This window comes from Bacillota bacterium (genome assembly GCA_012518215.1).
In the GTDB taxonomy this organism is placed as follows: Bacteria; Bacillota; Dethiobacteria; order DTU022; family PWGO01; genus JAAYSV01.
This window is the reverse complement of record JAAYSV010000049.1, coordinates 41,343-56,857: the sequence shown is the minus strand read 5'-3', so window position 1 is coordinate 56,857 and position 15,515 is coordinate 41,343. Positions and strand designations below refer to the sequence as shown.

The window sequence follows — 15,515 nt, the reverse complement described above, 5'->3', positions numbered from 1 at the left end:
GGGGATGTTTTGAAAAGATGAGTGTTGGCATTATCGGAGCAGGAAGCTGGGGCACGGCCCTTGCAGTAGCTCTTTCCGCCAAAAAAAATTTCCCCATCGCTCTCTGGGTGAGATCCGATGCAACCTATGAGGCGATTGTTTTGAAACGCTGCAATGAGGTCTATCTGCCGGAAGTCAGGATACCTTCATCGGTATTGCCGACCATGAGCCTGAAGGAAGCTGTGAAAGGCAAAGAAATGATCATTCTCGCCGTGCCCTCTGCATTCACAAGGGGAATAATCCGCGAAATCCGTCCCCATCTCGATCCCGGGACTTTTGTGGTCTCCACTTCAAAAAGCCTCGAACCGGAGACCCACCTTCGACTGTCGGTGGTCCTTGAAGATGAGCTGCCAACATATTCAAAAAAAGGAACAGCTATCATCACCGGCCCGGGGCATGCCGAGGAATTGGCAAATTTTGTTCCCATGGTTCTCAATATCTCCTCCACCCATACCCCGGTGGTGAAAGCGGTCCAGGAATCTCTTGTTACCGAAGATTTCAGGCTCAAACACGAACCGGACATGATAGGTATGGAACTGGGTGGGGCTGTATCCAGTGTGGCAGCTCTGGCAAGTGGGGTCATCGAAGGAGTGGATCTGGGAGACAGTCTCCGGGGGAATGTTCTTGCCGCCCTGTACAGGGAGACGGTTTCTTTGGGCAGATCGATGGGGGCCCGGGCAGCGACTTTTGCGGGCCGATCCTGCCTGGGGGATATTTTTGCCAATTGTTGCAGCCCCTACAGCCGCCATCGCTTTCTGGGCAAGGAATTGGGAAAAGGGAGAACCCTTGCCGATATAAGATCCGGAAGAAAGACTATCTTTGAAGGGGTTTCAACGCTCAGATCGCTTTTTGCCTTGTTTCGCCAGGCGAAACTTGAGAGCCCCGTGACAGACATTCTCTTCCATATTCTCTTCGAAGGAGAAAGCCCCGAAAAAATATTTAACATAATTGCTTCCTGAAATACCAAAAAGTTATCATAAATGGTACTACTCCCTGCATATCTATTTTAAAAAGTAGCCTGTCCCCGGGAAGGGGAGAACAATACGTATTTGGTAAAAGTAGAAATATAATTTACAGATATTCATATAATGTATTGTTAGGCCATGCCTGGGTTACAAAAACAGTAAAAAGGAGGGATAAAATCTTGGAGTATGATCTTTACAGAGACATTATTGGGCGAACCGGAGGCGACATTTATTTGGGGGTAGTGGGACCGGTGCGCACCGGCAAATCTACATTTATCCGCAAGTCGATGGAGTTATTTGTCCTTCCAAACATTGAAGATATCAATGAGCTTGAGCGCGTTAGAGATGAACTTCCCCAGGGAAGTGCAGGAAAAACGATCATGACTACAGAGCCAAAATTTGTACCGGATGAAGCGGTGGAAATCGAAATCAAAGAGAATCTGTTCATGAGATTTCGCTTTGTCGATTGTGTAGGTTATGCCGTACCGGGAGCGGTGGGTTACGAAGATGAAGAGGGGCCGCGCATGGTTTCCACTCCGTGGTTTGATTACGATATTCCTTTCGAGGAAGCTTCGGAACTGGGAACCCGAAAAGTTGTTACCGAGCATTCCACGATCGGTATAGTAGTGACCACCGATGGAAGCATTGCCGAGATACCGCGTGAAAATTATCTGGAGGCGGAAGAGCGGGTAATCAACGAACTCAAAGAAATCGGAAAACCGTTCGTGATATTGCTGAACTGCACCCTGCCACAGAGCGAGGAAGCACAACTGCTCAGGGACGAACTGGCTGAAAGATATGAGGTACCGGTCATTGCACTGAATCTGTTGTACCTCAAGGAAAATGATATCAATGTTATCCTCGAAGAGGTACTCTATGAATTCCCGGTCAGGGACGTATTTGTACAATTGCCGGATTGGGTTGAGGTGCTGGAAGTGGATCATTGGCTGAAGAAGAACCTTGATGATTGTATCCAGGAAAGCCTTGAAGCGGTAACCAAGGTCAGAGAGGTGGAGAACATCGCCAGGAACCTGGAGGAATTTGTTTATATTGAAAAATCGTCGCTTTCCGATCTGGATCTGGGAATGGGCGAGGCGACGATCAATGTAGAAATTGTTCCGGGCCTTTTCCAGAAGATCTTGTCCGAATATGCAGATGAAGAAATCGTTGGCGATGCCGATATCCTGCATGTCGTCAGGGATTATTCCTTTGCCAAAAGAGAGTATGACAAGATGAAGGATGCTCTCGACCAGGTCAGGCAGATCGGTTACGGGGTAGTTCCTCCGGTAGCCGAGGAAATGACCCTTGATCAACCAGAAATCATAAGGCATGGCGGAAGATTTGGGGTTAGATTGAAAGCCAGTGCTCCTTCCGTGCATATGATCAGGGTAGACGTCAAATCAGAAGTAGCACCGGTGGTGGGCTCCGAAAGGCAGAGTGAAGATCTGGTCAACTACCTCGTTTCGGAGTTCGAGGAGAACCCGGAAAAATTGTGGGAATCGGAGATATTCGGAAAATCGCTACACGACCTGGTAAAGGACGGCATAACTTCCAAATTGGGCAATATGCCACCCAATGCCCAGGAAAAATTGCAACAAACCCTGGAGAAGATCGTCAATGAAGGTAGCGGCGGATTGATCGCCATAATTCTCTAAACTGTTCTCACAAATGTAGATGGAGCGGGGGGATCTGTGAAGATCCCCCTTTTTGGTATTGTAGAGCCATTCATTCTGTCTTGCGCGTACTTGCTGTTTTACTCAAGGACACCATTTCAGAAAGAAATCATATATTGGAAAAACAATGGCATATGGTAATGTTTCAAAACAATTGTGAAGAAAATTATATTTGTGTTTTGGAAGGGGAAAACGAATAATACCTGTAATTATATAAATGCTATTAGTAATATAACGGGAGGATAAAAATGAACCCTTATGTCCATCAAAAACCCGAGTACTATTTCGTAAGATCAGACAAAAATCCCATCCTCACCCCGGAAAAATGGCCCTACTGTGCCAATTCCACATTCAATCCGGGAGCGATACAGTACAATGGAGAAACATTACTACTGGTCAGAGTTGAGGATATGCGTGGCTTCTCGCATCTGACCATAGCTCGCAGCAAGGACGGTCTTACGAATTGGGTCATTGATGATCTACCTGCACTCAAACCGGAGCCAAAACACAACGAGGAACAATGGGGGGTTGAGGATCCCCGTATTGTCTGGATAAAAGAACGTGAAGAATTTGCCATCACCTACGTTTCTTTTTCACCCGATGGCCCTGTTGTTTCTCTGGCCATGACCAAGGATTTCAAGGACTTCAGGCGCATGGGGACCATGCTACCCCCCGAAGACAAAGATGCTTCGCTCTTTCCCCGCCTGATCAATGGCCACTATGTATTGATACACCGTCCCATTATCAGGGGAGAAGCGCATGCCTGGATAGCATTCTCTCCTGACCTGATAAGTTGGGGCCATCATAAAATCTTGCTCGATGTCCGTCCGGGATGGTGGGATTGTTCCAAGGTCGGGTTGGGGCCGCCTCCAATCGAAACGCCCGAGGGATGGCTTATCATCTATCATGGTGTTCGTGCGACCGCATCGGGCAATCTCTACCGTGTCGGATTGGCGCTACTGGATCTGGATGAACCGTGGAGAATCATCCGTCGGCTTGATGAATGGGTGTTCGGACCGCGTGAGCCTTACGAACGCGTGGGGGATGTACCCGGCGTGACATTTCCCACCGGGGTTATTGTAGACAAACAGACCGGGGATCTGAAGATGTATTACGGTGCGGCCGATACAACTGTCTGCGTAGCCACGGCAAATATAAACGATCTGGTCGATGTTCTGCTTACCAGCAAATCCTGAAGTGAAGATTGATTCGATATAAAGTGGTCGATAAACTTCGATTCAAATAAATTGAATGAATGACTCTTCCGCATGGAGGGGGCCTTTTGACAAGGCCCCTTTTTATATTCCATTTTGCAATTTGCACAGAAACCGGGTCAGCAAAACCGTGCCATCAGGCATTAAATATCTTTTGAAGGGTATCTTAAAATATGGATATATACTGATCACCAGGAGAGTTACAAAGTGGGATAATATGGCCATGAATATCTATTCATGACCGATGTTACGTGAAATGGACTATATTTTGATCACATTTTATCTTTGCTGCGAGGTGTTGAAAAAGGAGCCTGTCTATGTTAATCTATATGAAGACCACATCAAAAATTTTATTTTTGAATCCACATTGTAATCCAATAATATATCAGACAACAGACGGGCCACGGGAAAATTGTCTTGCGGGACAAGCATCGGTACAGGTGTATCCAAATATTAAATGAAAGGAGAAATGTTGTGATGACCATGAATGAAATGAACAAACCGTTGAAGGTAGCTTTCGTTTCTACTTTTCCCCCTCGTAAATGTGGCATAGCAACTTTCACCTCCGATCTTTATAAAAGCATCAAAAATATAAACGGCAACGAGGATTTGAATCAGCCGGACAATGAGCTTCAAGTGATAGCTTTGAACAATGTGCCTGAGGGGTATCCCTACAGCAAGGAGGTTTCGTTTGCCATCAGGGAGCGGTACCGTGAAGATTATCGTCGTGCTGCCGACTACATAAATCTATCACCGATAGATGTAGTGAATCTTCAGCATGAATATGGTATATTCGGCGGAGGCGAGGAAGGAAGCTACATTCTGTACTTACTCGGGAAACTCAAGAAACCGGTAGTGACAACATTGCATACCATTACAGAGAATCCCCTTCCTTCTTACAAGAAAACCTTGCAAAAAGTGTGTTCCTATTCGACCAAGCTGATCGTACTGGCAGACAAGGCAGTGCAGATCCTGCAGGATGTCTATGGTGTACCTGAACAGAAGATCGAGATGATCCATCATGGGGTACATGATGTACCATTTCTTGATCCGTTTTATTACAAGGGGCAGTTCAATGCCGAGGGGCGGCCCGTTATCTTGACTTTCGGCCTCCTTCATGCCAACAAGGGGCTTGAATATGTCATAGAAGCCCTGCCGGGAGTAGTGGAGAAATTTCCCGACGTGATATTCATTATTCTGGGAGCTACCCATCCTGAAATAAAAAAGAAATATGGGGAGAAGTACCGTCATTCACTGCAGAAGATGGTCAGCGACTACAAAATTTCTCGCAATGTTGTTTTTCATAATCACTTTGTTTCCCTGGAACAATTGAAACAGTTTCTGGTAGCTGCCGATATCTATATAACACCTTACCTGGGGAAAGAGCAGATTTCTTCCGGTACCCTGGCTTTTGCCCTCTCGGCGGGGAAGGCAATAATCTCCACACCCTACCATTATGCAAATGATCTGCTCGGTGATGAACGGGGGATTCTGGTCCCCTTCGAGGACAGCAAGGCCATCGCGGAAAAATTGATATTGCTGATAGAAGACGATAATTTGCGAAACAGGCTTCGGAAAAACGCGTATGAATACGGGCGACAGATGGTCTGGGGCGAGGTGGCCAATGCTTACATGAATGCTTTCGAGCAGGCTTTGTACGATTACGGGGATTTGATGGTTGTAGACCCTGCCGAAGCAAATTTTCTATCCGAGCCTATAGTGCTACCGGAGGTTAACCTGAGGCAGTTGCAGATGCTTACCGACGATACCGGACTCTTCCATCATGCTGTTTATACCATCCCGGATCGTTCGCATGGTTATAGCACGGATGACAATGCCCGCGCTCTGGCAGTTGCCGTTATGAACTGGAATCTATTCCGGGATGAGGCGATCCTGCCTTTGCTAAATAACTACTTAAGTTTTCTCAACAATGCTTTCGATCCTGAAACGGGGAATATCAGAAGCCATCTATCTTTTAACCGGGAATGGTCTGAAGAAAGAACGTCTGAAGAGACCCATGGCAGAGCGATATGGGCTCTGGGTCACGCAGTTGCCTATCCGCCGACGGAGGCGGTGTTAGGTTTCAGCGTACGGCTATTCAAACAGCTAATCGAATCAACGCATAAATTCAAATCGCCCCGCGCATGGTCCTACATCATAATCGGCGCTTTGAGATATCTGGAACGTTTTGGAGGGGAGACCCAGATGCACAAGGCAGTTACCAGGTTCAGCCGCCGGCTTTTCAATCAATTCTCCAAGAAAGCCAGTGAGGAATGGCCCTGGTGCGAAAATACCGTAACCTATGACAATCCCCGCCTGCCCGAAGCTTTGATCGCTGCCGGCCAATATCTTGACAAACAGGAGATGATCGATCGCGGATTGGAAACTCTGGAATGGCTGATCGAAATACAGACAGATAAAGTGGGCGGTCATCCTTCATTTATCGGAGATCAGGAATGGTACATGAATGGAAAGGAAAAATCGCGTTTTGACCAGAGGCCGCTTGAGGCTTCAGCAATAATCGGCGCCTGCCATCAGGCCTATCTGACGACCGGCGATTCCGTTTGGCGCGAGCGGATGGAGTGGGCTTTCAACTGGTATTTTGGCAACAACGATGTGCGCCAGCCACTGTATGATTTTTCTACCGGCGGATGTTTCGATGGGCTGCAGCCAGCGGGTATCAATGAAAACCAGGGGGGAGAGTCGGTAGTGTCATTCCTGCTATCATTGCATCGGATGCATCAACTGGCGCATCAACATGCACTGAATGAATCCCGGGAAAGAAAAGAGAAGGAGGAGAAGGAAGAGGAAGAAACAGTAGAATTGGAAGAAAGCCGAAGTTGATATCGGTTGCTAATTTGAAATTGATTGTGTGCAGACAGGAGGCGGGGGAAACCCCGCCTCCTGTCATTCAAAATATGTCTGATGATGAATAATTCATTCTGGTGGTCTAAATTTATTTTTCCGATCATAGAATATATAGTGCGGTTAAAACGGAAAAAACACCGTGGCAATCATTTCAAAGACCGACCCTATATAAAACAATAACAATCTGGCAAAGAACATAAAATCCAAGGACGGGATCCTTTTGGGCGGTATGACCAAAGAAGCGGGTATCAGTTTTGACCCTTACCGGGAAACATCCGATTTGTTTGGTGCCTGGGATAACGAAACTCTTCAGGCGGAACAAAGCATTGCACCTGGCTTTGCAATATTTGATGGCAAATATAGCTTTCCGATAAAAAACGGGGTAGGCTACCGTCAACTCCTAGAAGCATGTACCAGGAATATCAACCGTCTACGGGAGGAGACGCCTCTCTTTCCGGTGCAAAAATGGCAGATACGGGCAAATGCCAATTCCGAACTTTATACGGCGTTACTTGCTTGCTGGCAGGAGACCATCTTTTTCCTGTCCCCGATCTGTAGCAACATGGAGAAGGCAAAACAATATCCCTTCAATTGCATGCAAAACTACGGCGAAGTGATCGAAAAATACCTGCAGGCAAGGCTGCCTCTTCATGTTCAGGAGTGGATTGCTGCGCCTGTGAAGATGGCTGCGGTTTATGAATGGACACTCTCAAAATATTTCAGCCCGTGGTACCAATTATCGGGGGAGATGAAAAAGAAATATTCCCGTGCGCTGTGTGGAGACCGCGAGGCATACAAGTCCTTTTTGCAGCTATGGTACCGGGCCCGGTACATGAACGGTAACGGCCCCGGAAAAAGTGTTTATTCCCCGATAGAGCCAGATCGGCAGAGATTTGAAAAATTGTTTGACAGTATCAATGCCTATATCAAATTTGTTGCCCACATGAACAGGGCCATTGCTTTCATTTATGGGGTTGCCCATGAGACCATGGAAAACTTGATAAGAGAAATGCCATCTCAAATCCGCGAGGATAGAGCAGTAACTGACTTTGCATTCTTTTATCGGTCGTGGTGGGATGCCAACGAGCAGGCTTACAGTTTTTATTTTCAATCGAAGAAATTCAAATCCCTTGTCGAAGAAAGTTCTGTCTTGTGGAATCTGTTGAAGGAGCGTTACGAGGAGTTGATGGATGACATCTTCGAGGAATTACCCTCTTGCCGGGTACGATCATACAAGAACATTACGGGATAAAAGCACATGGCTCTTGCACGGCAAGGGACAGCTCCCGGAAATCAGACCCGGCGTATGCAATAATGAGAAAGTGACCCCCTGTTCACCTTTTTGATTGGTCTTTCCGGTTATTTATCCTCTTGAATCTATGAGAATAGCGCCCCATCGAGCATTCATTTTGCAGGTATTGTTGAACAGATGGAGAAATATATCTAATATACAAAATTTACTGCCAGATCTTTGCGATTACTTGGCGATAAACAGGAGGTAATTGATAATGTCCATGGTAGAAAAAACTTCGGGTGAATTCCTTGCAGCGCTGGCTTCAAAGGCCCCGGTGCCGGGGGGAGGGGGGGCAGCGGCATTGGGCGGGGCAATAGGGATGGCTCTTTCAAATATGGTCGGGAACCTGACCGTGGGTAAAAAAAGATATGCCGACGTTGAAGATGAAGTAAAAGAACTTCTGGAAAAAGGATATCGGATCATTGACGAACTGAAGGCGCTTGTCGATAAAGATGCAGAAGTTTTCGAGCCGCTGTCGAAAGCGTACGGGTTACCGAAGGATACGCCGGAAGAAGCCAGATTCAAGGAAGAAGAACTGGAAAGGTGTTCAAAGGTGGCATGTTCAGTGCCGATAGAAATAATGAGAAAATCATACGAGGGGATCAAGGTCCACGAACGTATGGGGCAGATAGGAACCAGGATTGCGATCTCCGATGTGGGGTGCGGCGTGGCTTTCCTCAAGGCAGCGCTGATCAGCGGATCCCTCAATGTGATCATCAACCTGGGGGCAATCAAAGATAGTGACTATGTCAAGAAAGTCAACGAGGAGATGAACCATTTGCTTGAAGACGGCTCCCGCATTGCAGATGAGACCCTCAAACTGGTTCTGGACAAGATAAAATAACTTGAATGATTGTTCCCGGGAAAACTGAAGGCAGTTTGCACCATGATGGAAGGTTTCTGCACCAAACAACCGGGCCACGGGACAACCCTACCTGACAGGGGGCAGGCAACCAAATCCCTGGCAAAACATCTGACCCAGGGGTGGATAACAAACCAATTTCCACAAGTCCATGGCGGTTGTATGCTTTTATGACATTTTCAAGCGTCATTTCATCTTCCAGTCAGCCCTTTTTGATAGGACCGATTTTTCCGATCTGTCTTAACCAATCGATCGTGTCCACTATGGTCTCGTCAAGTGAGCGGGAATGAAACCCCAGCTCCCTTTCTGCTTTCTCGGTAGAATAATCGTTATTCCTCATGAGATTGTAGACTGTATAGCTACTGAACCACGCGGGCCGATTGGTCAATCTGCCATACAGCGTGCCAATGCCGGCAAATGGACGAACCAGCCACAGCGGAACTGTGAACAGGTGCCCTTTTGCTCCGGATTCCTTGCATACAGTTTCTATCAGTTGGGCGAATGTATAACAGCGGCTGGCCATGATATAGGATTCACCTCTGCCCCCTTTTTCCGCACAGGCAATGATCCCGGAGGCCAGGTCCCTGGCATCTACCGAATTGAAGGTACCGCCTATGGAGATACGCAGCTTGCCTTCCGCTACCATTTTCAGGCAACTTGTAATCATTCCGAAGCCGTAATCGTTGGGACCAAAAATTCCACTTGGATAGACGACCGATGCATCAAGATCATGTTCGCGCGCTGCATCCAGAACAAGATCGGTTGCCATGGCCTTGGTTTTTGCGTAATAGCCGATCACCTGCTCGGGATCATGTTTTTCAACCTCGCGTATAACCTGTCCATGGGGAAGTTCGGGGATTGCGCCTATCGAACTTATATAGACAAGTTTTTTGACTTTGTGCCGCAAGCATTTATCCACGATATTTCCAGTGCCATCCACGTTTACTGCATGCACTTTCCCGTTGGGACGGGGGTCAACCGTCACGATGCTTGCAGCATGTATCACGATCAAGTCGGTGTTTCCCGTGGTGGTAAAAAACTGTTCCAGTGCGGTATCGTCAAGAAGGTCGCCTTCCACGATTTCCGTGCTCGCCGGCAAATTCCGGATTGCGGGATCACCCGGCAATGCCAGTGCACGGACACGTTCTCCGTTCGCAATCAATTGTCGCAGTATATTTCCGCCCAGAAGCCCCGTTGCCCCGGTAAGCAAATAAAGTCTGTTGGCCATTTTCCGCCTTACCTGTAAAGTTATGAAAACATGAATTGATTATATATTATCATCAATTGAAAAAAAACAGAAAGAGAACTGCTCGAAAACCTTGCAAATGGGTGAACCTGACACAGAGAAACAAATCAAAGAAAAATCATCCCAAACATGTTGGTAGATGCGAATTGCATTTCAGAAATATATAATATATAATGTCGATGTCAGCGGGGCGTGGCGCAGTTTGGTAGCGCGCTTGACTGGGGGTCAAGAGGTCGCAGGTTCAAATCCTGTCGCTCCGACCATTGATCTATAAGGGTTTGTAGGTTTTTGAGCGGGGCAAAAATAAGACATTTGACAAACATTTGACACACTACAGAATGACATCAATCTGTAAACCCGGTAAAAAAAGCCCCGGGGAAGCAGGAATCTTTCCCGGGGCCTGCTACAATCAAGCTGCTTTGTCCTGACCGAGGATGGCGTCGATCTATTCCGCCAGCCAGTGAAAAAGAAAAGAGGGGGCGAGAAATTCCGCCTCACCACCCCACAGAAAATTTAAAAGATCTGCCTGTCTCCGACCAATGTGGTTCAATTGGAGGATTTTTCTTTCTTGATAGCTTCTGCAAATGTTCTGTAATAGGATTTTCCGGCCTCGGTCCAGAGCATCTTGCGTCCGAAACGGTATGCTTTCCTGCGTATCTCGTTGCGTAGATCGTCATCTCCCAGAAGCAGCAACAGTTCACGGGCGATGGCCTCGCTGTCCTCGAAAGGAACGATCCGCCCTCGCTGGTCGTTCAACAGTTCCTGGGCATAGTAATAGGGTGTTGATATGATCGCCTTGCCACAGGCCAGTGCATAGGCCAGCGTCCCCGAGGATACGCGTTCTTTATTCAGATAGGGTGTTATATAGATATCGGCTGCCATCAGGTAATCGATCAGTTCTTCCAGGGTGACGAATTCATTGCGGAAGAAAATATTGTTATCCAATTTGTTTTCTTTGATCATCTTTTTCAGTGATTCACGGTATTCCTCACCATGGAGCTTCAGAATGGCGGGGTGGGTCTTTCCAAGGATGATGAAAGTGGCTTGTGGATGACGGATGACCACTTTTTTCATGGCCTCGATGACATATTCCATTCCTTTGAACTGATCAAGAAGGCCAAAGGTTAGAATAATATCCCTGTCTTCCATGTTTATCTTTTTTTTGTACTCTGCGGGGTTGGCAAAAGGAACATCGTGCACACCATGGTGGATGACGATCACCCGATCATCGGGGATATGGTAATGCTCACGAAGAATCCACTTTGATTTTTCTGAAATCACCACGATGAAGGTGGAAAGATTGCAGACATCTTCAAGACTTTTTTTCTGGGTGGGGCTGGCTTCGATGGGAATGGTGTGCAAGGTGGTAACCACCGGTTTTTTAAGTCTGTTCAGGAATTGAGTTATATAATTCCCATCCTCACCGCCGAAGAGGTTGAATTCATGTTGAAGGGAGACAACATCGATGGACCTGGTATTGATGAAACCGGCTGCTTGAATATAATCGTCAAGAATCTGCTCCCTGATGATGAAAGTTACCTCATTGGGGTATTCGTGAGCAGGAGTCAAATTTTCTATGGCAACAACCTGAAGGTAGCTGGTGTTGAAGTGATTGATATTGTAGTTTGGTTTCAAGCTGGTGAGCAGATCCGAGGAAAATGTGGCAATACCGCACTGTCGCGGTAAATAGCTGGTTACGATGGCTGTTCTGATACCGGTCGACACAAGATTTTCCATGGTAATCCTCCTTAAAATGTGTAGTTTTATTTTCTGGCAGGCAATTTTGTGCAATCAGGGTTTGGTTTAATATCTATATGTGGTATTGATGCATTTTATTTTAATGGCTTGGTTGAGAACAACCTGTACAAAACAAGATAATGAGCTTGAATAGGTTGCAAGGACATTGCCCAGGTCGTTTTTACCCTGCAGTTTTCTATCTCCTTCCGATGACCATATCCATTATTTTTTTCAACAGCGGTGATGGAAATCCCTGCCCGAAGAGCGAAGAAAATGCAAATCGTGGCGGAAAATGTTAGCCATTGCTGGCAAAAATCAATGGAGGAAAAGCAAGCAGGGAGAGCAGATTTGACCTTCCATATAATTTTATCATTTTATTCAGTAAAAAAATTGTGTTAAAATAACGCATGGGGGGGAATACAATCATGGAGTTTCTTGAACAGAACGAAAAAAAGATCAATTTATTGGTTATCAAGCTTTTATGGACAGCTTTTATTTTGGGCTTTTCGGTCTCGTATGCCAAGAACCTGTTCGGTATAGCCGATACAAGGGAAGGCGCACGATTTTTTGGTTTTGTTGCCGGGCTGGTTTTGATGCTTCTTGTTACTGTTCTATGGCATTATTTTCGTGAACAGGCCCACACCAAATACGTTCTTGTACTGGCAGCGATCCTGCTTGTATCTGTGATCATTGTCTTGAGCCACGAGGCATTTTCCCTTTCCCCGCTGTGGTTCAGTGTTGTGGTGCTGGCCTCGATGTACTTCCATATTCCATTGATTATATTTGCCACTGTAATGTCATATGCGGCCAATCTGATTTTAATCATTCTCATGCCCGGGCCCGGGTTGGAGGAACTGCCAGCAGGGTTTGTAATGGGCCAGCCGGCCACGTTGATAATTGCTTTTGCATGTATTGTTTTCACTGTCATGGAAGGAAAGAAAATGTTGAATCTTGTATTGCAATCCGAAAAGGATGCCAAAAAAATGAAGAATGATATTGCCACCATACTTGATAATTCCCAGGAGGCTGCCGGGGATGCTTCTTCTGCTAGCGAGGCTCTTTCGGAGTCAACGGAAAGCATCAGTGCTTCCGTTGAGGAAATTGCCACAACTACCAATGAATTTGCCATGAATGTCATGTATCTTTCACAGGCCTCGCAGGAGATGGCGGAGATGGGGCGGCAGGCCGCTGACCATGCCCTGAAGGGGGGCGGAGATGTTGAAGATACTTTGAACCAGATCGACATTATCTGGGAAGTTATATCCAAGGTTCAGGAATCGGTGGAGAATCTTGTTGGCAAGACCAAGAAAATCGGGAAGATGGTGGCCAGTATCAATGAAATTTCCGACCAAACCAACCTTCTTGCTCTGAATGCAGCAATCGAGGCAGCCCGGGCAGGCAGCTATGGAAGGGGTTTTGCTGTTGTAGCTGACGAGGTGCGAAAACTGTCGGAACAGACAGTGCTTGCGGCGCAGGAAATTACCTTGATCATAAAGGAGAACGAAAAAGAATCGGAGATCACGCGGGAAGAAATTTCGCGTGGAGCGGAAAAAATCAGGATGAGTTCCGGAATCATTGAAAACACCGGAGCCAACTTCAAAGCGATCATCGATGAAGTGGGTGAGGTTACGGAACGGCTGGAAACGATTGCCGGTAAAGTGGAAACATTGAAAGCAAACAGTGAAAACCTTGCGGCGATTACCCAGGAACAATCCGCTTCGGTGATGGAATTGAACGAACTGGCCAGAAAGCTCCATACAACCTCGCAGAAACTATCCAAAAACCTCGAGTTGGTAATATAAAGGCATTTTCTGCATGGTAATCCCGGGCGTTCAACCTGGCCCACAAGAATATTTGATGGTAATCCAGTTTTTGAATCCCTGGTACGGGCAAGAAATAATAAACATCGTCCACCGAAAGATTACAGGATTCCCAGGCGACGCAGCCATATACAATAGTTGAACATGTTCCGGGTATCCGGGCCGGCGCTCTCTATCAACAAGGCGGCGGTTTTTTTGAGATCGGGCTTCTGAGCCTTGGGATCAGAAAGATAAACGGCGAGCAGTCCCTTGACTATCGTCTGATGAAAATGAGCACGGGGTAGTATGGAAACCCTCTTCATGGACTCGCGGAAAAACAACTGCAGCCGATGGGGGATGGAGACGGAAGATGGATAGCAAGCGATGAAGTTGAAATCATTGGCCAGAAGATCTTCTTCCTGGTCGATCAGATAATCGAGCAAGATATGCAAACCACATACCCAGGGGAAGTAGGCGCGGGTAATAGCTTTCACCGTGTTGGCGGATATTTCTATCCGGGTGGAAAGAGCCAGCAAGGCGAAGATTGCCAGGGTGGAGCCACATGCAGCGGCATATTCCCACCAGAAAAGGTTGGGGTTGCAGTCGAGAAGAGCGTTCTTTGTCCGGCACCACCGTTTAAGAAGAGATCCGCGCAAGGACGGACACATGTGTTTGTAAGTTTGCAGATCGTTGTACAATGAAACCAGCCTCAAAATATCATTTTTTACCGTTTCATAAGAAGAAAAATGTGCCACTTGCTGTCTGCAAACACTTACCAACTCTTCGAGATAACCCCCGTCATCTTTCAGGGGATAATAACGATAATAGCTTTCTTTGCGTGCCGGGCCAGGCGAAAGTGCATCACTCATGGCCAGGTGCAGGTAACGGAAGGCAGCCTCGTTGTGGCAATTGTTGCGATCACACAGATTGTCAAGATAATCGCTGATCGTCTGCAGAGCAACGATGGCCCGGATCAATTCCGGGGAATGGTTACGAGCACTCAGGGTGAAATAACTTCCTCCCTGGGAGTGGAACCTTTTCAGACGCAAACTGTTTTTTGCCAGAAAATAAAGATCGCTGTCGGGACATTCTTCAATTTTTCTGTTCCAGCGACGAAGCTCTTTGAATACTTTGGGAATCACCGCGGTCAAAAAGAATACAATTTCACCAGTTGGTAAAGAAGTATTATTTTTTGCAGTTTCAAGCATGAAAGTGCCGCCTCTCAAAGTCTGAAAAGGAAAATGCAACAACAATGTGCCGGTGATGAATGTGACATGCAGATTTCCTTGCCGCAATCAACTGAACAGGAAACCCTTCAAGACAAGGGTTCCCTGCTCCGATTTGATGGGAATATCATTCTTTATTATCGTCACGGCCCCTGCAGTTCTCGTCACGGCAATTTATGTCACCGCAGTATTTGCAAGCTGACAGCGACAGGCTACCTTCATCTTCAGCGGCAGTATCGACGTCCATGGTCAGATAGCGGTGGGAAAACCATTCTGCTACGGCAATAACGACTGCTGTTACCACGGCCATGGAGAAGGTAACCACCTCGGCCATGAACAGATTGGAGAGTCCGAATATCACGGCAGCCAAAGCAAATTTTACAACTACGGCCCCGAGGTTGCCCATCCTCGGCAGCACGTACAGATCACCGATGAAATACGAGGCAAGGGTTACAAACGCGGCCACAATCAATGACGCTACCAGGCTGATGGAGGGTACAAGCAGATAGGTAAGCAAAACGGAAGTTATCACGGCAGTATAGATATACTTGATCAAGAGATTTACACTACGGTTCATTTTTTCACCCCTGTT

General features: G+C 46.8%; 11 protein-coding genes and 1 tRNA gene. 8 read left to right on the top strand and 4 right to left on the bottom strand.

Features of this window, described 5'->3' with window-relative positions; genetic code table 11:
• Positions 1-17 precede the first annotated feature (17 nt).
• From GX364_07885 to GX364_07860, 6 genes are all read left to right on the top strand, one after another.
• The gene (locus GX364_07885) at positions 18-998 is read left to right on the top strand and encodes an NAD(P)H-dependent glycerol-3-phosphate dehydrogenase (protein NLI70764.1); all 981 of its coding nucleotides are present in this window, start codon (positions 18-20) and stop codon (positions 996-998) included.
• A gap of 182 nt (positions 999-1,180) precedes the next feature.
• Positions 1,181-2,659, top strand: coding sequence for a stage IV sporulation protein A (gene spoIVA, locus GX364_07880; protein NLI70763.1), 1,479 nt, complete (start codon positions 1,181-1,183; stop codon positions 2,657-2,659).
• A gap of 266 nt (positions 2,660-2,925) precedes the next feature.
• The gene (locus GX364_07875; protein ID NLI70762.1) at positions 2,926-3,873 is read left to right on the top strand and encodes a glycosidase; all 948 of its coding nucleotides are present in this window, start codon (positions 2,926-2,928) and stop codon (positions 3,871-3,873) included.
• A 495-nt stretch (positions 3,874-4,368) separates the two neighbouring features.
• Positions 4,369-6,735 carry a glycosyltransferase gene (locus GX364_07870; protein NLI70761.1) on the top strand — a complete coding sequence of 789 codons (2,367 nt, stop codon included), beginning with the start codon at positions 4,369-4,371 and terminating at the stop codon, positions 6,733-6,735.
• A gap of 244 nt (positions 6,736-6,979) precedes the next feature.
• On the top strand, positions 6,980-8,011 hold the full coding sequence (locus tag GX364_07865; protein ID NLI70760.1) for a hypothetical protein: 1,032 nt from the start codon (positions 6,980-6,982) through the stop codon (positions 8,009-8,011).
• A gap of 256 nt (positions 8,012-8,267) precedes the next feature.
• Positions 8,268-8,897 (top strand): cyclodeaminase/cyclohydrolase family protein, encoded by a 630-nt coding sequence (locus tag GX364_07860; protein NLI70759.1) that lies wholly within the window; start codon positions 8,268-8,270, stop codon positions 8,895-8,897.
• A gap of 220 nt (positions 8,898-9,117) precedes the next feature.
• Here GX364_07860 and GX364_07855 read toward each other — a convergent pair whose 3' ends face one another.
• Entirely contained in the window at positions 9,118-10,143 is a 1,026-nt protein-coding gene (locus tag GX364_07855) for an NAD-dependent epimerase/dehydratase family protein (GenBank protein NLI70758.1), read from the bottom strand.
• A 204-nt stretch (positions 10,144-10,347) separates the two neighbouring features.
• Here GX364_07855 and GX364_07850 point away from each other — a divergent pair.
• A tRNA-Pro gene (locus GX364_07850) sits at positions 10,348-10,424 on the top strand.
• 283 nt (positions 10,425-10,707) lie between these two features.
• Here GX364_07850 and GX364_07845 read toward each other — a convergent pair.
• The gene (locus GX364_07845) at positions 10,708-11,898 is read right to left on the bottom strand and encodes a glycosyltransferase (protein ID NLI70757.1); all 1,191 of its coding nucleotides are present in this window, start codon (positions 11,896-11,898) and stop codon (positions 10,708-10,710) included.
• A gap of 425 nt (positions 11,899-12,323) precedes the next feature.
• On the opposite strand from GX364_07845, the gene GX364_07840 reads away from it, so the two are divergent.
• Positions 12,324-13,700 carry a methyl-accepting chemotaxis protein gene (locus GX364_07840; protein ID NLI70756.1) on the top strand — a complete coding sequence of 459 codons (1,377 nt, stop codon included), beginning with the start codon at positions 12,324-12,326 and terminating at the stop codon, positions 13,698-13,700.
• A 119-nt stretch (positions 13,701-13,819) separates the two neighbouring features.
• Here GX364_07840 and GX364_07835 read toward each other — a convergent pair whose 3' ends face one another.
• A complete protein-coding gene (locus GX364_07835; protein NLI70755.1) occupies positions 13,820-14,905 on the bottom strand; it encodes a tetraprenyl-beta-curcumene synthase family protein in 1,086 nt (361 codons plus the stop codon).
• Positions 14,906-15,050: 145 nt separating this feature from the next.
• Complete coding sequence (locus tag GX364_07830) at positions 15,051-15,500, bottom strand: DUF2512 family protein (GenBank protein ID NLI70754.1); 450 nt, start codon at positions 15,498-15,500, stop codon at positions 15,051-15,053.
• Between the last annotated feature and the right edge of the window lie 15 nt (positions 15,501-15,515).

What these genes read in the sequence shown, in the direction of transcription:
- GX364_07845 (NLI70757.1), bottom strand. Translation starts at nt 11,898, where the DNA reads ATGGAAAATCTTGTGTCGACCGGTATCAGAACAGCCATCGTAACCAGC.
- GX364_07840 (NLI70756.1), top strand. Translation starts at nt 12,324, where the DNA reads ATGGAGTTTCTTGAACAGAACGAAAAAAAGATCAATTTATTGGTTATC.
- GX364_07870 (NLI70761.1), top strand. Translation starts at nt 4,369, where the DNA reads ATGACCATGAATGAAATGAACAAACCGTTGAAGGTAGCTTTCGTTTCT.
- GX364_07855 (NLI70758.1), bottom strand. Translation starts at nt 10,143, where the DNA reads ATGGCCAACAGACTTTATTTGCTTACCGGGGCAACGGGGCTTCTGGGC.
- GX364_07835 (NLI70755.1), bottom strand. Translation starts at nt 14,905, where the DNA reads ATGCTTGAAACTGCAAAAAATAATACTTCTTTACCAACTGGTGAAATT.
- GX364_07875 (NLI70762.1), top strand. Translation starts at nt 2,926, where the DNA reads ATGAACCCTTATGTCCATCAAAAACCCGAGTACTATTTCGTAAGATCA.
- GX364_07860 (NLI70759.1), top strand. Translation starts at nt 8,268, where the DNA reads ATGTCCATGGTAGAAAAAACTTCGGGTGAATTCCTTGCAGCGCTGGCT.
- GX364_07885 (NLI70764.1), top strand. Translation starts at nt 18, where the DNA reads ATGAGTGTTGGCATTATCGGAGCAGGAAGCTGGGGCACGGCCCTTGCA.
- GX364_07830 (NLI70754.1), bottom strand. Translation starts at nt 15,500, where the DNA reads ATGAACCGTAGTGTAAATCTCTTGATCAAGTATATCTATACTGCCGTG.